Source organism: Pseudoxanthomonas sp. JC1303, from assembly GCF_058448525.1.
This window is the reverse complement of sequence record NZ_CP185958.1, coordinates 2029394-2048456: the sequence shown is the minus strand read 5'-3', so window position 1 is coordinate 2048456 and position 19063 is coordinate 2029394. Positions and strand designations below refer to the sequence as shown.

15 protein-coding genes are annotated in these 19063 nt (G+C 69.6%); 9 read left to right on the top strand and 6 right to left on the bottom strand.

Translation table 11 applies throughout. The annotated features are described in order from the left end of the window. Nucleotides 1-19 precede the first annotated feature (19 nt). The gene (locus ACORQU_RS08950) at nucleotides 20-352 is read right to left on the bottom strand and encodes an EF-hand domain-containing protein (RefSeq protein WP_271647629.1); all 333 of its coding nucleotides are present in this window, start codon (nucleotides 350-352) and stop codon (nucleotides 20-22) included. Nucleotides 353-437: 85 nt separating this feature from the next. Beyond that, on the bottom strand, nucleotides 438-1637 hold the full coding sequence (locus tag ACORQU_RS08945) for a DesA family fatty acid desaturase (protein ID WP_271647631.1): 1200 nt from the start codon (nucleotides 1635-1637) through the stop codon (nucleotides 438-440). Nucleotides 1638-1769: 132 nt separating this feature from the next. Between ACORQU_RS08945 and ACORQU_RS08940 the strand changes: the two genes are divergently transcribed. The 4 genes from ACORQU_RS08940 to ACORQU_RS08925 all read left to right on the top strand — a co-directional run bounded on the left by ACORQU_RS08940 (nucleotide 1770) and on the right by ACORQU_RS08925 (nucleotide 6972). After that, complete coding sequence (locus ACORQU_RS08940; RefSeq protein ID WP_491644707.1) at nucleotides 1770-2588, top strand: ABC transporter ATP-binding protein; 819 nt, start codon at nucleotides 1770-1772, stop codon at nucleotides 2586-2588. A 94-nt stretch (nucleotides 2589-2682) separates the two neighbouring features. Beyond that, the gene (gene mutM / locus ACORQU_RS08935) at nucleotides 2683-3495 is read left to right on the top strand and encodes a bifunctional DNA-formamidopyrimidine glycosylase/DNA-(apurinic or apyrimidinic site) lyase (RefSeq protein WP_491644706.1); all 813 of its coding nucleotides are present in this window, start codon (nucleotides 2683-2685) and stop codon (nucleotides 3493-3495) included. 75 nt (nucleotides 3496-3570) lie between these two features. Then, a complete protein-coding gene (locus ACORQU_RS08930; RefSeq protein ID WP_271647634.1) occupies nucleotides 3571-4140 on the top strand; it encodes an ECF-type sigma factor in 570 nt (189 codons plus the stop codon). An 18-nt stretch (nucleotides 4141-4158) separates the two neighbouring features. Beyond that, nucleotides 4159-6972 (top strand): protein kinase domain-containing protein, encoded by a 2814-nt coding sequence (locus ACORQU_RS08925; RefSeq protein WP_491644704.1) that lies wholly within the window; start codon nucleotides 4159-4161, stop codon nucleotides 6970-6972. A 43-nt stretch (nucleotides 6973-7015) separates the two neighbouring features. On the opposite strand, the gene ACORQU_RS08920 is transcribed toward ACORQU_RS08925, so the two are convergent. Both ACORQU_RS08920 and ACORQU_RS08915 read right to left on the bottom strand, forming a co-directional pair. Further along, the gene (locus tag ACORQU_RS08920) at nucleotides 7016-7639 is read right to left on the bottom strand and encodes a thymidine kinase (RefSeq protein ID WP_491644702.1); all 624 of its coding nucleotides are present in this window, start codon (nucleotides 7637-7639) and stop codon (nucleotides 7016-7018) included. Nucleotides 7640-7690: 51 nt separating this feature from the next. Beyond that, nucleotides 7691-8392 (bottom strand): sel1 repeat family protein, encoded by a 702-nt coding sequence (locus ACORQU_RS08915; RefSeq protein ID WP_491644700.1) that lies wholly within the window; start codon nucleotides 8390-8392, stop codon nucleotides 7691-7693. A gap of 104 nt (nucleotides 8393-8496) precedes the next feature. On the opposite strand from ACORQU_RS08915, the gene ACORQU_RS08910 reads away from it, so the two are divergent. Continuing rightward, the gene (locus ACORQU_RS08910) at nucleotides 8497-10476 is read left to right on the top strand and encodes a UvrD-helicase domain-containing protein (RefSeq protein WP_491644698.1); all 1980 of its coding nucleotides are present in this window, start codon (nucleotides 8497-8499) and stop codon (nucleotides 10474-10476) included. Between the two features lie 18 nt (nucleotides 10477-10494). On the opposite strand, the gene ACORQU_RS08905 is transcribed toward ACORQU_RS08910, so the two are convergent. After that, nucleotides 10495-12396 carry a lysozyme inhibitor LprI family protein gene (locus tag ACORQU_RS08905; RefSeq protein WP_491644696.1) on the bottom strand — a complete coding sequence of 634 codons (1902 nt, stop codon included), beginning with the start codon at nucleotides 12394-12396 and terminating at the stop codon, nucleotides 10495-10497. Between the two features lie 55 nt (nucleotides 12397-12451). Next, entirely contained in the window at nucleotides 12452-13126 is a 675-nt protein-coding gene (locus tag ACORQU_RS08900) for a YceH family protein (protein ID WP_491644695.1), read from the bottom strand. Between the two features lie 411 nt (nucleotides 13127-13537). Between ACORQU_RS08900 and ACORQU_RS08895 the strand changes: the two genes are divergently transcribed. The 4 genes from ACORQU_RS08895 to plsB all read left to right on the top strand — a co-directional run bounded on the left by ACORQU_RS08895 (nucleotide 13538) and on the right by plsB (nucleotide 19051). Further along, complete coding sequence (locus ACORQU_RS08895) at nucleotides 13538-14461, top strand: 5'-nucleotidase, lipoprotein e(P4) family (RefSeq protein ID WP_491644693.1); 924 nt, start codon at nucleotides 13538-13540, stop codon at nucleotides 14459-14461. Further along, on the top strand, nucleotides 14458-15171 hold the full coding sequence (pyrF, locus tag ACORQU_RS08890; RefSeq protein WP_491644691.1) for an orotidine-5'-phosphate decarboxylase: 714 nt from the start codon (nucleotides 14458-14460) through the stop codon (nucleotides 15169-15171). The genes ACORQU_RS08895 and pyrF overlap by 4 nt, the downstream gene beginning before the upstream one ends. A 236-nt stretch (nucleotides 15172-15407) precedes the next feature. Beyond that, nucleotides 15408-16379: a hypothetical protein gene (locus ACORQU_RS08885; RefSeq protein ID WP_491644689.1), complete on the top strand. Its 972-nt coding sequence runs from the start codon at nucleotides 15408-15410 to the stop codon at nucleotides 16377-16379. Continuing rightward, a complete protein-coding gene (gene plsB, locus ACORQU_RS08880; RefSeq protein WP_491644687.1) occupies nucleotides 16379-19051 on the top strand; it encodes a glycerol-3-phosphate 1-O-acyltransferase PlsB in 2673 nt (890 codons plus the stop codon). Before ACORQU_RS08885 ends, plsB begins: the two co-directional genes overlap by 1 nt. The last annotated feature ends 12 nt before the right edge of the window (nucleotides 19052-19063 follow it).

Sequence of the window (19063 nt, the reverse complement as noted above, 5' to 3'; positions counted from 1 at the left end):
ACACAGGCCGTATGCCTGCCTATTGCGGCGGGGCGGCCAGTTCGCGGGCATCCAGGTACCCGTCGTGGTTGCGGTCCTGGCGGCCAAACCGGGTCCGCAACTGCTCGACCAGCACCGCACGCGAGACCGGCTTGCCGCGGCTGCCGGGCAACTCGGCCCCTTCCAGCACGCCATTGTGGTCGGCATCGCGCGCATCGAAGGCGTAGGTCATCCAGGCCACGTACTCGTCGACGCTGACCCGGCCGTCATGGTCGGTGTCCAGGCGCGCCAGATAGTCCGAGGTGCGATCCGGCACCTGGGCCAGGGCCGCAGGCACGCAACAGGTCAAGGCGATCAGGAGGGGCAGGCGCATGGTCGCCAGTGTCGCAGGAGCTGGGGTCGGACACGACACGCCCCGGACGGGCCGGGGCGTGTGCAAGCCGGGCAGACCGACTGATTCAATGCGCCAGCGCGTAGCCCTTGAGCCGGCGCGAGTAGGCCTGCAAGGAGGCGATGCCACTTTCCTCGGCCTCCTTGCACCACTGCTGCAGCTGGCGCAGGCGTTCGGCGGCATCGTTGGAACGTGCCTCCAGGACGGCGGCCAGACGCTTGCGATGCTCCACCAGCGCCTGCATGCGCGGCCGCTGCGAGACCCAGGAATGAAGGGCATCACGCGCATCGGGCTTGAGCCAGCGACCGTCGTCGACCAAGCCGCGGCGCATCCGGCTCGGCAGCAACTGGCGCAGCTTCTGCCCGGCGTTGGCGGCTTCCTCGGCCAGCACCGGCTTGAACACATTGCGCTGGTAGTCGGTCATGGCCTGGAAGCGATGCGACAGCAGCGCCTTCAGGGTATCCGCATCCGGCACGGCGATATTGGGGCGAATGTCCAGGCGTGGGGCCACGCGCAGCACCTTGGCCAGACGCAGTGCTTCCAGGCCCTTGATCGCGGCCCAGCCGATGTCGAACTCGAAGCGACGCATCGCAAAGCGCGCCGAGCTGGGGAAGGCGTGGTGGTTGTTGTGCAGTTCCTCGCCGCCGATCCAGAACGCCCATGGCGTCAGGTTGGTCGAGGTGTCGGCCGATTCGAAGTTGCGATAGCCCCACCAGTGCCCCAGCCCGTTGACCACGCCGGCGGCCCAGAACGGGATCCACGCCATCTGGATCGCCCACACCGCCACGCCCGGCAGGCCGAACAGCGTGGCCTGCACCAGCAGCAACAACACCGGCCCCCAGTTGGCACGCGGGGTGTAGAGGTGACGCTCGATCCAGTCTTCCGGCGCACCGCGCCCGTACTGCTCGATATCGGCACGCTGGCCGCGCGCTTCGCGGTACAGCTCCACGCCTTCCCAGAACACCTTGCCGATGCCCTTGGCTTGCGGGCTGTGCGGATCCTCGTCGGTTTCGACCTTGGCGTGGTGCTTGCGATGGATCGCCACCCACTCCTTGGTGATCATCGAGGTGGTCAGCCACGTCCAGAAGCGGAAGCCGTGGTTGAGCACGGGATGGAAATCCACGCCGCGATGGGCCTGGCTGCGATGCAGATACAGGGTGACCGAGAAGATGGTCAGCTGGGCGCACACCAACAGCACCAGCAACAGCTCCCACCACGTGAACTGCAACAGCCCGCCGGTCAGCAGGTCGATCAGGGTTGCGTGCATGTGTTCCCCCTCCAGGGACGAAGCGCCGGCAGCACGCGCGACGCAGGCCTCCATAATGGAGCCTCCCACCGCAAACTTCACCCGTCGCGGACGTATGGCGTTCAGCCCCGTGCACGGTGTCCCCAGGAAATCATGCCGTCCGTCACTGAGTCATCTTCCCCAAACGCCCTGATCGAGCTGGACAACGCCACCGTCGTGCGCGGCGAGTCGCCGGTGCTGCATGCGCTGGACCTGCGCATCGTGCTGGGCCAGCACACCGCCCTGCTGGGCCCCAACGGCTGCGGCAAGTCGACCTTCATCAAGCTGATCAATCGCGAGCTCTATCCACTGGCGCGCGAGGGCCAGGCCCCGGTGCGGGTGTTCGGCCAGGACCGCTGGAATGTGACCCAGCTGCGTACGCGCCTGGGCGTGGTCACCAGCGATGCAACCCGCGACCTGCAGGAGATGTACCAGTTGCGGGTGGAGGACGCGATCGTCACCGGCTTCTTTGCCAGCTTCGTCCTGCCCATCGACCAGGAGGTCACCGCCGAGATGCGCGCGCGGGCGACCGAAGCGCTGGCCCGGGTGGACGGGCAGGCGCTGTCCGGGCGCCTGGTCGCCGAGTTGTCCACCGGCCAGATGCGCCGGGTCCTGATCGCCCGCGCCCTGGTTCACCAGCCGCAGGCCCTGTTGCTGGATGAGCCCACCGCCGGGCTGGACGTGATCGCCCAGCAGCAGTTCTGCACCTTGATGGGCGAACTGGCCGCCCAGGGGATCACCCTGGTGCTGGTCACCCACCACCTGGAGGAAATCGTGCCGGCGATCGACCGCGTGGTGCTCATGCAGGACGGTCGCATCGTCGCCGATGGTTCCCGCGCCCAGACCCTGACCGCCCCCCTGCTCTCCCAGGTCTACGGGGGGCCGCTGGACGTGCGCTGCGAGCGTGGCATCTACCGGGCCTGCGCCGCCTGAGCCGCACCGTGGCCTTGGACGCCGCCCGGCACGGCCCCACCTGTGTGGATCCGGCCGGTTCCTGCGACCGCGGTGAATTCCAGGACCTCTGCCCATGCCCGAACTGCCCGAAGTCGAAACCACCCGCCGCGGTCTGGCCCCGCACCTGGAAGGGGCGATCGTGCGCGCGGTCCTGCAGCGGCGCGACGATCTGCGCTGGCCGATTCCCACCGAGGTCCGAGCCCATCTGCCGGGCGCGCGCATCGACGCGGTCCGCCGCCGCGCCAAGTACCTGCTGCTGGACACCCAGGCCGGTAGCGCCCTGCTCCACCTGGGCATGAGCGGCAGCCTGCGGGTGCTGCCCGCGGCCACGCCGGTGCGCGCGCACGACCACGTCGACCTGGCGCTCGACAGCGGCCAGGTCCTGCGCTTCAACGACCCACGCCGGTTCGGCTGCCTGCTCTGGCAGGCGCCGGGCACGGTGCATCCGTTACTGCGTGACCTGGGGCCCGAGCCGCTCTCGGACACCTTCGATGGGGCCTATCTGTTCGCCCGCAGTCGTGGACGCAGCGCCCCGGTGAAGACCTTCCTGATGGACCAACGCGTCGTAGTGGGCGTCGGCAACATCTACGCGGCCGAAAGCCTGTTCAGCGCGGGCATCCACCCGCTGCGGCCGGCAGGCAAGGTGTCCCGGGCGCGCTACGACGCGCTGGCCGACGCGGCGCGGGCCATCCTGGCCCACGCGATCCAACGCGGCGGCACCACCTTGCGCGACTTCATCAGCCCGGACGGCGCGCCGGGCTACTTCGAACAGGAGCTGTGGGTCTATGGCCGCGGTGGGCAGCCCTGCAAACGCTGCGGCAGCGCGCTCAAGGCCGAGCAGATCGGCCAGCGCACCAGCGTGTGGTGCCCGCGCTGCCAGCGCTGAATGAAGACGCGGTTACGGCACCGGGCCGGCGCCAGGGCGCTATGATTCACGCGGGGAGCCGAGGGACGTGCAGGTATGGAACGCGGGGCCGACATCACTTCGTGGCTGGATTCTGCGCGTGCGGGCGACCGTGCGGCGCTGGATCGCGTGCTCTCCACGCTCTACCAGGAACTGCACACCATGGCCCGCCGGCAACTGGCGGGTCACCAGGGCCATACCCTGGACGCGACGGCGCTGGTCCATGAGTCCTATCTCAAGCTGCTGGGCGCGCAAGGCGCGGCGCAGTTCGATGATCGGGCGCATTTCTTCGCCTACGCCGCCTCCTCGATGCGTTCGGTGGTGGTCGACTACGCGCGCAGCCGGCTGGCACGCAAGCGTGGCGGCGATCTCAAGCGCGTGGCCGAGATCCCCGAGGACGTGGAAAGCAACCTGCTTCGGCTGGACGAAACCACCCTGGCCCTCAACAGCGCGCTGGACAAGCTGTCCGATGCCGATCCGCGCCTGGCCAAGGTGGTGGAGATGCGCTATTTCGCCGGCCTGTCCGAACTGGAGATCGCCGAGCTGATGCAGCGCTCCGAGCGCAGCGTCCGCCGCGACTGGCAGAAGGCCCGCCTGTTCCTGCTGGCCGCGATGCAGGACGAGTAACCGGGCCTGGGACACGCGATGGACCCTGCCCGCTGGAAGCGCGTCTCCCCGCTGCTGGACCTGTTGCTGGACATGAATCCAGAGCAGCGCGCGCACCAGCTGAAACGGGTGGCGCAGGAGGACCCGGACCTGGCCGAGGACGTCGCTGGCCTGCTGGCGCTGGAGGAAGACAGCGAGGAGGCCTGGCCGCCGCCCCTGCACGAGCCCCAGCCAACCCTGCGCGCCGGTGCCCGCATCGGGCCCTACCGCTTGGAATGCGTGCTGGGCGAAGGCGGTATGGGCATGGTCTGGCGCGCCGCGCGTGCCGATGGCAGCTACCAACGCCGGGTCGCGCTCAAGCTGCTCCGCCCTGGGTTCGCGGACCACCGCTTGCGCCTGCGCTTCTCGCGCGAGCGCGACATCCTGGCCCGGCTGGAACATCCGCATATCGGCCGCCTGCTCGACGCCGGTGTCGGCGAGCAGGGCCAGCCCTACCTGGCGCTGGAATACGTCGAAGGCCTCCCCATCACCGAGTACTGCCAGCAGCACGCGCTGGGCCTGGAGGCGCGCCTGGCCCTGTTCCGCCAGGTCTGCCAGGCGGTCAGCCACGCCCACGCCAACCTGATCGTCCATCGCGACCTGAAGCCTTCCAACATCCTGGTCACCGCCGAAGGCGACACCAGGCTGCTGGACTTCGGCATCGCCAAGTTGCTCGACTCGCCCGAGGGCGGTGGCGCGCGCACCGAGTTGCGGGCCTTCACTCCGCACTATGCCGCGCCCGAGCAGATCCGCGGCGAGCCGGTCACCACGCGCACCGATGTGTACGCCCTGGGCGTGGTCCTCTACGAACTGTTGGCCGGCACCAAGCCCTACCGGCTGACCGGCGAATCGTCCCTGGAATGGGAGCGGGCGATCGTCGGGACCGAGCCTCCCCGGCCGTCGCAGGCCGTGCTGGGCATGGACGCGCCAAAGGAAATGCGGGGCGAACTGCACCGCCAGGCCCGCCGCCTGCGCGGCGACCTGGACCGCATCGTGCTCAAGGCGCTGCTCAAGAAGCCCGAGCACCGCTACCCCTCGGTCGAGGCGCTGTCCTCGGACCTCGGGCGTCACCTTGAAGGGCTCCCGGTACAGGCGCGCCGGCAGAGTATCGGCTACCGCCTGGGCAAGTACGTCCTACGTCAACGCTGGTGGCTGCTGGCGGGCAGCCTGGCCTCGCTGATCCTGCTGGGCGCTGCCGCGATCAGCCTGCGCCAGGCCAGCCAGGCCGTGCACGAAGCCCAGCGGGCCCAGGCGATGCAGGATTTCGTGATTGGGCTGTTCGACAGCGCTGGCGCCGCCCCACGCGGCGACGCCTTCGATACCCGCAAGCTGCTGGAGCTCGGGGTGGCGCGTGGCGAGCGCGAGCTGGCCCAGCAACCCCTGGCCCACGCCGAACTGCTGGCGGTGGTGGCCCGGCTGCGGATCGGCCTGGGCGACTACGAGCAGGCGCTGGCGCTGCTCGAACGTGCCCAGGCACTGCTCCCTCCCGACCGGCAGGCGCCCGCCAATCTGCAATTGCAGATCGCCGCCCAGGAAGGCCGCGCGCTGCGGCTGCTCGATCGCGGCGACGCCTGCGCACACAAGCTCGCCCCGCTGGAGCCCTTGACCCACAAGCCCCTGACTGACGATGCGGAGGTCGCGGACTTCCTGTCCCAATACGCCCGCTGCCTGCGCCCCCGTGGCGACCTGGAGCTGGCCCGACAGCTGCTGGACCGCTCGCTGGCACGGCGCCGGAATCAGGGCGACGAGGTCGGCGTGGCCGAAAACATGCTGGACCTGGCCATGCTCGATACCGACCTGGCCCGCGAACAACAGGCGCTGGAGGGCTACCAGGCCGCGCTGGCGCACCTGGACCAGCATTCCGGACGCGAGCATCCGCTGGCCGTGGAAATCCTGCGGGTCTTGGGTGCGGCCTGGCGGTTCCGCGGCGAGACCGCACGCGCGCAAAGCACCTATCAACAGGCGCTGGCGCTCTCCAATCGCCTCAACGGCACCGATCACCCGGTCACCCTGAGCCTGCAGCGCCAGATCGTCGCCCTGCAGGTGGACATGGGGCAGATCAGCGCCGCGGCTGCGCGCATGCGCATTTTGCTGCCCGAGACCGAGCAGGTGCTTGGGCCGCACCACCGGGAAACCGGCCTGGCCTGGAACACGATGGGCATCATCGCCTGGGAGCAGGACGACCTGGAGGCCGCCCAGCGCGACATCGCCCACGCGGTGGAGATCTGGCGCACGCCGGAGGGCGCCGGACAGCTGGCGGGCGGACTGTTCAATTACGGACGGGTCCTGCACGCCGCCGGCCACGACGGCCAAGCCCTGGAAGCCCTACGCGAGGCGCGCACCCTGCGCATCCAGAACTACGGCGCCAACCACCCCCTGGTCGGTGACACGGACCGCATGATCGGGCAGATCCTCGCCGACGGCGGCGCGCCGGAGAAGGCCGAATCCTGGTTCGAAAATGGGGCAACGCTGATCCGCAACGGTTACCCCGCCGACCATCCACGCCGCCTGGAGGCCGAGTTGGCCGTGGCCCGCAACCAGGCGCGCCTGGGCCAACTGGAACCGGGACTGTCCCGCATGGACGCCCTGGCCCGACGCGCCGGAACCGGCAGCGAGGCCATCCGCCTGCGCTGGAGCGCGAGCGCCTACGCGGCCGAGGCCCGCTGCAGGATCAAAGCCTCCAGCGCCCCGCTCAAGCAGTTGGATGCCTTGCTGGAACAGATCGACCAGGCGCGCCCGGATGGCGGCACCCTGGCCCGTGAGATCCAACAGATCCGCGATCGCTGCGCGACCCAGCGACTGGCCCAGCGCTGAAGCGACCGCGGGCGTGCCATCGATCGGAAATTGACGACACGCCCTAGAGCGGCAACCTGGCCTGCAGCGGCGGGGCCATCGCCGACTCGCCGCGGGTGATCTTCTTGTACTCGGCACGGCTGACCGACACGTAGGCCTCGTTGCCGCCGATCTCCACCTGCGGACCGTCCTGCACCACCCGTCCCTGACCATCGACGCGCACGGTCATGGTCGCCTTGGCGCCGGTGTGGCAGATGGTCTTGATCTCGCTGAGCTCGTCGGCCCAGGCCAACAGGTACTGGCTGCCCTCGAACAACTCGCCGCGGAAATCGGTACGCAGTCCGTAGCACAGCACCGGGATGCGTCGCTGGTCGACCACCTCGCTCAGCTGCCAGACCTGGGAGCGGGTGAGGAACTGCGACTCGTCCACCAGCACGCAATGCAGTGCCCCGTGCGCGGCGATATCGGCATCGACCACGCCCAGGAGGTCATCGTCGGCACCGAAGGCGGTCCCTTCGGCACGCAGCCCGATGCGCGAGGCCACCACGCCGGAGCCGGCGCGGTGATCCAGGCGCGGGGTCAGGATCAGCACGCGCATGCCGCGCTCCTGGTAGTTATGCGCCGACTGCAGCAGGGTCGTGGTCTTGCCGGCGTTCATCGCCGAATAATAGAAATAGAGCTTGGCCATGGCCGTAATTGTGCGGGCGCGACCTGGTCACCGCCACACGCCGGTCCAGGATCACTTTTCCCCTGAATGCGCCTCGGACTCACTGGCATCGGGATCAATGGCACCCACCTTGACTTGGCCCTTGCCGTAATCCATCCAGCCCTTGTCGACCCATTGCTTGTATTGGACCGGATCCCAGAACTGGGATTTGTAGAACTCCGAGGCTTGGATGCTGCGCCCTCCAAGAGGGCCAAGGAACTGAATCTCCACTTGACCGGTGAGCGCCCCGGTCCGACTCCCGGTCATGGCACGTTGCCCGCGCTGGAGCTCCTTGGCGATACGCGGCAACGCGACCTCGTCCGCGTATTCATCCCACAATGCCTGTCGCTGAGCCTGCGCCTGCTGCCACTGGGCCGGATTCAGCGCCGCGCGATAGCGGTCGCGTAACTCCACGAACGTGGGGTAGTCACGCTCTGCCGCCAGTTCCATCCACAAGAACGCCTTGACGTGATCTGCCGGCATGTTGACGCCATACCAATACATCTCTCCCAACGTCCCTTGCGAGGCTTTGTCTGCATAGCGCGCCGCGCGGCGGAAGTATTCCATGGCACCAGGTGCGTCACCTGCACGCAATGCCTGCATGCCCCGATTGTGGTTGGCCATGTCCGGGTGGTAATCCAGAAACCCACCGTTGAGGACATCTTGACGAATCTCCGCCGATTCTTGTGCTGGCGCGACTTGGACGCTCAACGGCAAAAGCAGCGAAGCTGCCACCCAGTGTCTCCAGCGCATGCACATCTCCTTCCGTGATATTGGCGTCGATCATGACCTACATGCTGGGGCGCTAAAATAGGCCGATCGTCATCGGCCGTGTGTTCATGGACTTCCTCAACCCCCCACAGCGCGCGGCGGTGCTGCACGTGCATGGTCCGCTGCTGGTGCTGGCCGGCGCCGGCAGCGGCAAGACGCGCGTGATCATCGAGAAGATCGCGCACCTGATCGCGTCCAAACGCATGCCGGCCAAGCGCATCGCGGCCATCACCTTCACCAACAAGTCGGCCAAGGAGATGCGCGAGCGCCTGGCCAAGCGCGTCAAGGGCGATGCGGCCGAAGGCCTGACCATCTGCACATTCCACGCGCTGGGACTGAAGTTCCTGCAGATCGAGCACGCTGCGGCCGGGTTGAAGCGTAATTTCTCCATCTTCGACGCCGACGATGCCAACGCGCAGTTCAAGGACCTGATGCCCGGCGCCAAGCCCGACGCGGTCGAGCAGATGAAATCGCTGGTCTCGCGGGCCAAGAATGCCGGGCTGTCGCCCGAGCAGACCGCCGAACTGGCCCGCAGCCCGCGCGAGGTGGAGGCCGCCGCGCTGTACGCGCGCTACCAGGCGCGGCTGACCAGCTTCAACGCGGTGGACTTCGACGATCTGATCCGCCTGCCGGTGCAGATCCTGGAGGGCAACGCGGAGATCACCGCCGCCTGGCGCGAGCGCATCGGCTACCTGCTGGTGGACGAATCGCAGGACACCAACGACGCCCAGTACCGCCTGCTCAAGGCCCTGGCCGGCCCGCGCGGCGACTTCACCTGCGTGGGCGACGACGATCAGTCGATCTACTCCTGGCGCGGCGCCAACCCCGAGAACTTGATGCTCATGGCGCGCGACTATCCGCAGCTGGAGGTCATCAAGCTCGAACAGAACTATCGCTGTTCCAACCGCGTGCTGCGCGCGGCCAACGCGCTCATCGCCAACAACCCGCACGAGCACCTCAAGCAGCTGTGGTCCGACCAGGCCGACGGCGAGCGCATCCGGGTCTGGGAATGCCGCGACAACGAGCACGAGGCCGAGAAGGTCGCCGCGGAGATCGCCTTCCTGCAGAGCGCCAAGCAGGTGCCGTGGAACGAGTTCTGCATCCTGTTCCGCGGCAACTTCCAGTCAAGGGTGATCGAAAAGGCGCTGCAGCTGCTGCGTATCCCCTACCACCTGACCGGCGGCACCGCGTTCCTGGAGCGACAGGAGGTCAAGGACGCGCTGAGCTGGCTGCGCCTGGTGGCCAATCCGGATGACGATGCGGCCTTCCTGCGCGCGGTGCAGGCGCCCAAGCGCGAGGTCGGCGCGACCTCGCTGGCGCGCTTGGCCGAACTGGCCCAGGCCCGACATCTGCCGATGGCGCGTACGGCCGAGATTAGTGGCGCCCTGCAGGCCCTGCCGCCGCGCGCGGCCAATGGCCTGGCCGCGTTCAACGATGCCCTGCGCGACCTGCGCAGCCAGGCCCCCAAGCTGCCGGCGGCCGAACTGGTCCTGCTGCTGGCCGAGCGCTCGGGCCTGCTGGCCGACCTGCGCGTGCAGTCCAAGGACGAAGCCTCCTTCCAGCGCCGCAAGGCCAACCTGGAGGAACTGGCCGATTGGTTCGGTGGCGGCCCGCGCGGCGCCAGCGCGGGCGACCTGGCCGCGCAGCTGGCGCTGCTGTCGCGCAACGACAAGGACGATGGCGGCAACCAGGTGCGGATGATGACGCTGCACGCGGCCAAGGGGCTGGAGTTCCGCTATGTGTTCATCGTCGGCTGCGAGGACGGCGTGCTGCCGCACGAGGCGGCGCTGGAGGAAGGCTCGCTGGAGGAAGAGCGCCGCCTGATGTACGTGGGCATTACCCGCGCCAAGCAGGGCCTGTACCTCAGCCACAGCCGCACCACGCGCAAGTTCCGCGAGCTGATGCGTCTGCAGCCCAGCCGCTTCATCGACGAGCTGCCGCAGAGCGAGCTGCAGCGCGACGGCGCCGACCCGGTACTGGACGCAGCCAGCAAGCAGGAACGGGCCAAGGCCGGCCTGGCGGCGATCCAGGCACTGTTCGACGACTGAGCGGGCGGTGCTTACCGCCTACGGGGCGTCGTTGGATCCCGATGGCGGGGTCGAGATATCGGAAGCAGGCGCGGCGCTCTGCTGGGCCTTCGCCTGCGCGGCGGCGGCTTCGGCCGCGGCGACCTGGGCCAGCACCTGGCGGACCAGGGCATCGGTGGCCTCGGCGGCGGTCATCCGCGACCGCGCGCGCGTTGCGGTGCGTGCAGGCGTGGCCGGGGTCGAGTGCGAGGCGCCCGGCGCGGTCTCCCGGACCAAGGCGTCGGTGGCCTGCGCGGCCGTCCGCGGCGCTGGCGTGCGCGCAACGGACGCTACCGGTGGCGACACCGGGGTCCCGGACGCCTGGGACGCGGCCTGTGCCACCAACGTCCCGGTCGCGCGCGCCGCCGGCGTGGAGGGCCTGGGCGGGGCCGGCGCCGGCTCGGCCGTGCGTCCCGCGGCGCGTGCCGGGCTCTGCGCTGCCAGCGTCTCGGTGGTCGTTGTGGCGGCGCGCGGCGCCTTCGCCCGCGGCGGGGTCGAGACCGGAGGCGCAGCGTTGTCGGCCCGCCCGGCGACGCGCACCGACGCCTGGCTCGCCAATGCGTCGTTGCTGCGCGCGGCCTTGCCGGGACTGACGCTGGGCGCGGGCGCCCGCGGGGCGGGCGTTTCGACGGGGGCCTTGGCGGTAGCTTCACTGACGTTTGCCGTCGACGTGGCCTTGGCCGGCGCCGGGGCCCGTGTAGATGTGGCTTGCGGCGCGGGCCTGGCTGCGGGGGTGGCCGCCGCCACAGCCGAGGGCACGGGCGAACGCGTCGGGCGCGCCACCGGCTGGGCCGGGGCGGGCGTCGCCTCCGCGACCACGGGGCGCCTGGGCGTGACGACGGCGGGCACCTCGGCGGCGGGGGTTGCCGCAGCGGCAAGGTCCGTCTTCTTTGCCACTACCGGGGGCGCGGCGGCGACCGCGCGATTCACCGTGGGCCCTGGCGCAGGCTGCCGCTCCGGGGGCGTTGCCGGGACGGGCGTGGGTACATTGGCGATAGAAGCCGGTGCCGGTGGCGCTGCCGGCGTCGAAGCCTCGATCGGCGCCGACGCTTGCTCCGATGCCGGCTCAGGCACGGTGGTCGTTGCCGTTGTCGTGGCGGGCTCGGTCGCCGCCGGATCGGCATCGGGCAATGCAGCGGGAGGCGGCGCGAGGGCCTTGACCAGCAGATCGGAGGTCGCCGACGCCGACGGCAGCGCACAGGCCAGGTTACGGCCGTACAGGTCGGCGGCGACCTGCCCATGCAGCAGGACGAAATCCACCCCGGTGCGCTTGTAACGCAGGCCGACCGGCGAGGGTTGCACGAACACCACCGCGTGCTGGCTCCCGTAATCCAGCACCGCGAATGACGGCTTGATGGTGTCGTAGAACTGCGCCTGCAGCGCCGTGCCGGTCCCGCGACAGCCGAAGGACAGGGTGAAGCGCGGCTGGGTGGCCGGGTCCTGCAGGACCAGTTCGGCCAGGCGCGTGCGGCTGGACTCGGCCACGCAGTCGCGCGGGTCGGCCGCCTTCAGGCAGGTCTCACGGTCGGTCTCCCACTGCTGCTGGGCATGCGACATGGCCGCACGGTTCACGCCGCCGCGCAGGCGCGCGGCGACATACGCGTCGTGCACCTGGTGGTCGAGCATGGCCAGCTCGACCTCGTCGCAGATCAGCTTTTGCAGATCGGTCAGCGGCTCGGCCAACGGCAGCATCGGCTCGCCCTCGACCGGGCGCGAGGGGCATTGGAAGGAGGCCTTGATGGTGCGCGGCGGCGCCGGCGGCAGCGTCTCGGGGATGGCGTTGAGCGCAGGCTCGGGCGCGCTCGACACCGCCTGCCGGGGCGGGGCGGGCGGCTGCGGTTTGCAGGCTGCCAGCAGCAGCGCCAGCGACAGCAGCGCTGCGGCAGTCAGGGTCAAACGCATGGAGCACCGGTCATGAGGGGGAGGTTCTTGCGGTTTCACGCGCGCAGCGGGTCATTCAGGACAGCTGGGCACCCGCGCCCGGCGCGGGATCGCTGCCTCCGTGATCCCCCAGCCGCGCCTCCAGTTCGGCGACGCGGGCCTCCAGCGCAGCCAGGCGGTGTTCCAGCTCGCCGGCAGCCGCGGGGACCGCCCCTGTGGTGCGCGCCTGCACCGCCTCCACGTCCACTGGGCCAGCCAACAGGTGCATCCAGCGATCCTCGCGCTGGCCGGGCCCGCGTGGAATCTGCACCACCAGCGCGGGACTGCGATGGGCCAGCCGGTCGAGGTGATGGCGCGCATCCTCGGCGTCGGCCAGGGTGGTGAGCCGCTCGGCGCGGGCCAACAGTTCGTTGACCGTCTGCGGCCCACGCAGCAGCAGCAGGCCCAGCAGCGCGACCTGCTGATTGGGCAGGCCGAAGGCCTTGCCGGTCAGGTGCTCGTAGCGCTCGGCGCGGGAGGAGAACTGCTGGCGCGCCAGGCCCAGCGACTCCAGGGCGCGCAGCGCGTGCTGCACGGCCCCGGCCTGCAGGCTCATCAGCGGATCGCGCGCGGTCTTCTGGTTGGCGGCCGAGACCGCGGCGTTGACGGTCAGGGGGTAGACGTCCGGCGTGGTGGCCTCCTTCTCGATCAGACAGCCGAGCAGGCGCGCCTGGGCGGCGTCGAGCACGGGCAGTTCGGTGGCATCGGTCATGGGGCACCTGTTGGAGCGGAAGCGGGGCGCAAGGATAGCTGCCGCGCGCAGATGGCTGGGTGCAGGGCAGAACGGCGGCCATGCGCCGCGCCGCCCACCTCGGAGGTCTTCGATTCCCGCAGCCTGCGCCGGGAGCCGGGCCACAGCCGGAATTCCCCGGTCTTGCTCGGCGCTAGGCGACCGCGTGGCATCGCACATTCTGGATCAGCTGCTGGCGTGCGTGGGTCTCCCGCGAATTGGGCTGCCCCGCCGCGGGTGGTCAGGCGCACGCCTGCGCGCTGACTCGTGCGCCAGGCCACCCTGCGTAGTTGCTTGAGTTGCGGCCATCGGGCCGCCCGGACAGCGGGCGCAGCACGGTGGTCATGGTCAGCCGTTAAACTCGCGCATCCTTCAAGCCTTGCCCTTCGTCTCGTGACCCGACCCCGCACCCTGCTCCTGAGCGCCGGCACCGTGCTGGCGCTGGCCGCCTGCAAACCGGCCCCCGCCCCGGACACCACGGCGACGACGCCCCAGTCCTCCGCCCAGGCCAGCGCCGATCCGGCCCCGGCCACCACCGAGGTGCTGGCCGACGACAACCTTAACGCCGTGCTCTGGGTGCAGCGCTCGGCCGAATACAAGGCCATCGCCGAGCAGACTTACCGCGCCGCCGCCGACCACCTCGATGCCGCGCTCAAAGACAAGACCTGGGACGCCCTGCCCGAGGACGAACGCGGCGGCGCGGTCGGCGATCTCAAGCCGGCGGTGATCCTGGATGTGGACGAGACGGTGTTGGACAACTCGCCCTACCAGGCCCGCCTGATCCGCGACAACGCCGAATACGACGAAGTCAGCTGGGACCAGTGGGTCGCCGAGAAGAAGGCCAAGCCGGTCCCGGGCGTGGTCGAATTCGCCAAGGCGGCCAAGGCCCGCGGCATCACCCTGTTGTACATCTCCAACCGCGCCGTGCACCTCAAGGACGCCACCCTGGCCAACCTGCGCAGCGCCGGGCTGCCGGTGGCCGATGACAGCGTGTTCCTGGGGCTGGGCACCGTGCTCAAGGGCTGCGAGCAGAACGGCACCGAGAAGACCTGCCGGCGCAAGCTGGCCGGGCAGCAGTACCGGGTGCTGATGCAGTTCGGTGACCAGCTCGGCGATTTCGCCCAGGTCATCGCCAATACCGAGGAAGGCCGCGCCGGGCTGCTGGACAAGTACGACGCCTGGTTCGGCCAGCGCTGGTGGATGCTGCCCGGTCCGACCTACGGGTCGTGGGAACCGGCGCTGTTCAACAACGACTGGCAGCAGCCGCGCGGGGTCCGCCGGGCCGCCAAGCGCGCACAGCTGGATTTCGCCCAGTGAGCGCGCTGACCCTGGGCCCGCGCGAACGCCTGATCGTCGCCCTGGACGAACCGACCGGCGCGCAGGCGCTGGAATGGGTCGACCGCCTGGGCGATGCGGTGCAGTTCTACAAGATCGGCATGGAGCTGCTGGCCTCTGGCGACTACTTCACCGTGCTCGACGCGCTGGCCAAGCGCGACAAGAAGATCTTCGTGGATCTGAAGTTCTTCGACATCCCCGCCACCATCGCCGGCGTCATCGGCGGACTCTCGCGCTGGCCGGTGACCTTCGCCACGCTGCACGGCTGGCACGCACCGATGATGGAGGCCGCCGCCAACGCGCGCAGCGGCCAGCTGCGCCTGCTGGCGGTCACCGTGCTGACCTCGATGGACCGCACCGACCTGGGCGCGATGGGTATCGACGCCGATCCGCAGGCCGTGGTGGTGCAGCGGGCGCTGGCCGCCAAGGCCGCCGGCATCGACGGGGTGATCTGTTCGGGCCAGGAAGCCGGGCCCGTGCGCGCGGCGACCGGCGCCGGCTTCGACATCGTCTGCCCGGGCATCCGCCCGGCCGGCAGCGCGACAGGCGATCAGAAGCGGGTGATGGGCGTGGCCGAGGCGTTCGCCGCCGGCGCCAGCGCCATCGTGGTCGGCCGGCCGATCCGTCAGGCGCCCGATCCACGCGCCGCCGCGGAAGCGATGCAGGCGGAGATCGCCAATTCACTCATTTGAAATCAACAACTTGCATCAATTAACTTAAAGTATTGCCTTGGATTCATTCAGGCGCTAGGCTGTGCGCCGTCCGGTTTCGACCGGGTCGTTGCCACAACCAAGTCCGCCGGGATGTTTCCCGGATTTACCAGGCCCGCGCGTCGTGATCGACCGGGCCTGTTTTTTTGCCCCGCGACGGGGTTTCTTGCCCACGCCACGGCGCTGCGGCCAAGATGAGGCTCCACAGGGGATTACGCATGCGACTGGCCAAGCGCTCCATTGCTGTCCTTGCCTGTGCGCTGCTCGCGCTGGGCGCCTGCACACCGGACACCGCGCCGCAGGCGCAGGTGCCCGGCCCGCCCGACGGCCCGGCCGCCACCGTGATCCATCTGGCCCAGCGACTGGGCCAGGACGATCTGGCCGGATTCGCCCGCGACGCGGTGCCGGCGGCGGACTACGCCACCTTCGCCCGCGCCTGGTCGCAGGACCTGAGCCGCTGGCCACTGAGCGAACTCCCCCTGCCCGAACGCATCGTGCCGATGCTGGCCACGTTGTCGGCCAACGATGCCGAGCGCCAGCTGGGCATGGACTACGACCGCCAGCTGGCGGGTCAGACCCAGGACCTGCGCAACGCTGCCCAGACGCTGGGTCTGTTCGCCACCCAGTACGTGCGCAACCAGGGTGATTTCACCCCGGCCCAGCGCAAGCATCTGGCCCAGGTCATCCCCGCGCTGTCGTCCTGGGCCCAGGACGCCCCGCTGGCCGACGCGCCGCGCGCCCACACCGCCCTGCGCGAGCTGGTGGCGGCTGCCCGGGCCACCGGGATCGACAGCGACCTGGACCTGCGCGAGGCGGGGATGGAAGCCTCGCTGCGCAGACTCGATCCCTTCCTGGCCACCTTCGTCAAGGTCCTGGACGACTACGGCCTGTCCCTGCACGAGAGCCTGGCCCAGCTGGTGACCGGGGCGGTCACCATCGAAGGCGATGTGGCCACCGTCCAGGTCCGATACCCGCTGGCCGGCAAGCCGATCACCCTCACCGTCACCCTGCGGCGCCAGGCCGGACACTGGTATGTGGCCGACTACATGGACCGCGCCGAGGCCCTGCGCAAGCGGATGGAACAGACGCCATCGGCGCCGGACCCGGACCAGGCACCCGCCGAACCGGCCCCGGCCGAAGACAAGGTCGCCCTGCGCCTGCGGGCGGGCGCGCGCGGGCATTGGGCATAATGCCGCCGATGCCCGAACAGACTCCCCTCCCCCTCCCGGACGACAACGCTCCGCAGCCGCCGCGCGCGGGCCAGCCCGAGACCGCCGAGCACGCCGCCGCGGCCAGTGCGCCGGTGGACGGCGAACACGCGCACCTGCCGGTGCCGGTGTCCGCGCCGATCGGCCGCAGCGGCAAGGCGCCCCTGTGGGCGCGCCTGATGCACCGCCTGGTCGACCCGTGGGTGAACCTGGACATCGAACCGGAGGCCCCCGGGGCGATGATCGACAACCGGCCGGTCTGCTATGTGCTGGAAGACTATGGGCTGTCCAACGCCCTGATCCTGGACCGCGCCTGTCACGCCGCCGGCCTGCCGTCGCCGCTGCAGCCGATCCCGGGCGACCCGATCCGGCGCAAGCGCGCCTACCTGGCGCTGTCGCGGCGCAGCTCGCCCACGCTGATCCCCGAAGCTGGCAGCGCCAAGACCCATTCGGACTCGCTGGCCCGGCTGCTGCAGGCACACCGCCATAACCTGGCCCTGGACGTGCAGCTGGTCCCGGTGTCGATCTTCGTGGGGCGCGCGCCGGACAAGCAGAGCGGCTGGTTCGCGGTGCTGTTCTCGGAGAACTGGGCCCTGGTGGGCCGCTTCCGCCGGCTGCTGGCCATCCTGCTCAACGGACGCAACACCATCGTGCGGTTTTCGCCGCCGGTGTCGGTCCGCGATACCGTCGCCGAACAGCTCCCCCCCGAACGCACGGTGCGCAAGCTCTCGCGCGTGCTGCGCACGCACTTCCACCGCATCCGCGAATCGGTGATCGGCCCGGACCTGTCGACCCGGCGTTTGCTGGTGGACCAGGTGCTGGCGGCCGAGTCGGTCAAGCAGGCCATCGCCGACCAGGCCCGCCGCGACAACACCAAGCCGGAGGACGCCTGGAAGAAGGCCCACGCCATGGCCTGGGAGATCGCCGCGGACTATTCCAACCCGGTGGTGCGCTCGGCCAGCTTCCTGCTGTCGCACGTGTGGAACCGCATCTACGCCGGCGTGCTGGTGCACCACCTGGACAAGTTCAAGGACGCCGCGCCCGGGCACGAGATCGTCTACGTGCCCAGCCACCGCAGCCACATGGACTACCTGCTGCTGAGCTACCTGCTGTACGAGCGCGGCATCGTGCCGCCGCACATCTTCGCCGGCATCAACCTCAACCTGCCGGTGGTCGGCACCCTGCTGCGCAAGGGCGGGGCGTTCTTCGCCCGGCGCTCGTTCCGCGGCAACCCGCTGTATTCGGCGGTGTTCTCCGAATACATGGCGCAGCTGGTCGCTGGCGGCTATTCCATCGAGTACTTCGTGGAAGGCGGACGTTCGCGTACCGGCCGGCTGCTGCCGCCTAAGGGCGGGGTGATCTCGATGACCGTGCGCGCCTACCTGCGCCAGCCGCGCAAGCCGGTGCTGTTCCAGCCGGTCTACATCGGCTACGAGAAGCTGATGGAGGGCAAGAGCTACCTGGACGAACTCTCCGGCCGGCCCAAGCAGAAGGAATCGATCTGGGGCCTGCTGTGGAACATCCCCAAGGTGCTGCGCTCCAACTTCGGCCAGGTGGTGGTGAACTTCGGCGAGCCGATCGAACTGAACGCGGTGCTGGCCGAGCACGCGCCGGAATGGGACGGCACGCCCCTGCCCGACGAGGAAAAGCCGCGCTGGCTGTCCGATACGGTCGATGCGCTGGCCCAGACCATCAATGTGCGGGTCAATGCGGCCGCCGACGTCAACCCGATCAACCTGCTGGCGCTGGCCCTGCTGTCCACGCCCAAGCACGCCATGGCCGAGGGCGACCTGATCGCCCAGATCGAGCTGTCCAAGGCCCTGCTCAAGGAACTGCCGTATTCGGACCGGGTGACCGTCTCCCCGCACAGCCCCGAGCGCATCATCGCCCACGGCCTGGACATCAACGTCCTGCGCCGCATCTCCCACCCGCTGGGCGATGTGCTGGACGTGGTCGACGAAGACACCGCGGTGCTGCTGAGCTATTACCGCAACAACGTCCTGCACCTGTTCACCGCGGCCTCGTGGATCGCCTGCTGCTTCCAGAACAACCGGCGCATGTCGCGCCAGCGCCTGGTCGGGCTGGGCGTGCAGCTGTATCCGTTCCTGCAGGCCGAGCTGTTCCTGCCGTGGACACCGGAGCAGTTCAGCGCGCGCATCGAGCGCACCATCGACGTGTTCATCCAGGCGCGCCTGCTCGAGCAGGTCGGCGATGACGACGGCGGCATCCTGGCCCGCAACGCCGGCCAGACCGACGAGGTGTTCCGCCTGCGGGCGATCGGCCACTCGCTGCAGCAGGCCTTCGAGCGCTATTACATCGCCATCTCGGTGCTGGTGAAGAACGGCCCTGGCACCCTGGGCTCGGCCGAGCTGGAGAGCCTGTGCCAGCAGGCCGCCCAGCGCCTGAGCCTGCTCTATGCGCCGGCCGCCCCGGAATTCTTCGACCGCACCCTGTTCCGCGGTTTCATCCAGAAACTGCGCGAACTCAAGCTGGTCTGGCCCGACGAAAACAGCAAGCTGCTGTTCGACGAGCGCCTGGACGCCTGGGCGCGCGATGCCAAGATCATCCTCGGCCGCGAGCTGCGCCACACCATCGAGCGGGTCAGCCCCGAAGCGGCGCGCCCGCAGGACACCGCCCCGGAACCGTCCGAATAAGCCAAACCGGGC

Coding starts and splice junctions, on each gene's coding strand:
- ACORQU_RS08900 (WP_491644695.1), bottom strand. CDS start 13,126: ATGACCGATGCCACCGAACTGCCCGTGCTCGACGCCGCCCAGGCGCGC.
- ACORQU_RS08940 (WP_491644707.1), top strand. CDS start 1,770: ATGCCGTCCGTCACTGAGTCATCTTCCCCAAACGCCCTGATCGAGCTG.
- mutM (WP_491644706.1), top strand. CDS start 2,683: ATGCCCGAACTGCCCGAAGTCGAAACCACCCGCCGCGGTCTGGCCCCG.
- ACORQU_RS08930 (WP_271647634.1), top strand. CDS start 3,571: ATGGAACGCGGGGCCGACATCACTTCGTGGCTGGATTCTGCGCGTGCG.
- ACORQU_RS08905 (WP_491644696.1), bottom strand. CDS start 12,396: ATGCGTTTGACCCTGACTGCCGCAGCGCTGCTGTCGCTGGCGCTGCTG.
- ACORQU_RS08945 (WP_271647631.1), bottom strand. CDS start 1,637: ATGCACGCAACCCTGATCGACCTGCTGACCGGCGGGCTGTTGCAGTTC.
- ACORQU_RS08920 (WP_491644702.1), bottom strand. CDS start 7,639: ATGGCCAAGCTCTATTTCTATTATTCGGCGATGAACGCCGGCAAGACC.
- ACORQU_RS08885 (WP_491644689.1), top strand. CDS start 15,408: ATGCGACTGGCCAAGCGCTCCATTGCTGTCCTTGCCTGTGCGCTGCTC.
- ACORQU_RS08950 (WP_271647629.1), bottom strand. CDS start 352: ATGCGCCTGCCCCTCCTGATCGCCTTGACCTGTTGCGTGCCTGCGGCC.
- plsB (WP_491644687.1), top strand. CDS start 16,379: ATGCCGCCGATGCCCGAACAGACTCCCCTCCCCCTCCCGGACGACAAC.
- ACORQU_RS08910 (WP_491644698.1), top strand. CDS start 8,497: ATGGACTTCCTCAACCCCCCACAGCGCGCGGCGGTGCTGCACGTGCAT.
- ACORQU_RS08925 (WP_491644704.1), top strand. CDS start 4,159: ATGGACCCTGCCCGCTGGAAGCGCGTCTCCCCGCTGCTGGACCTGTTG.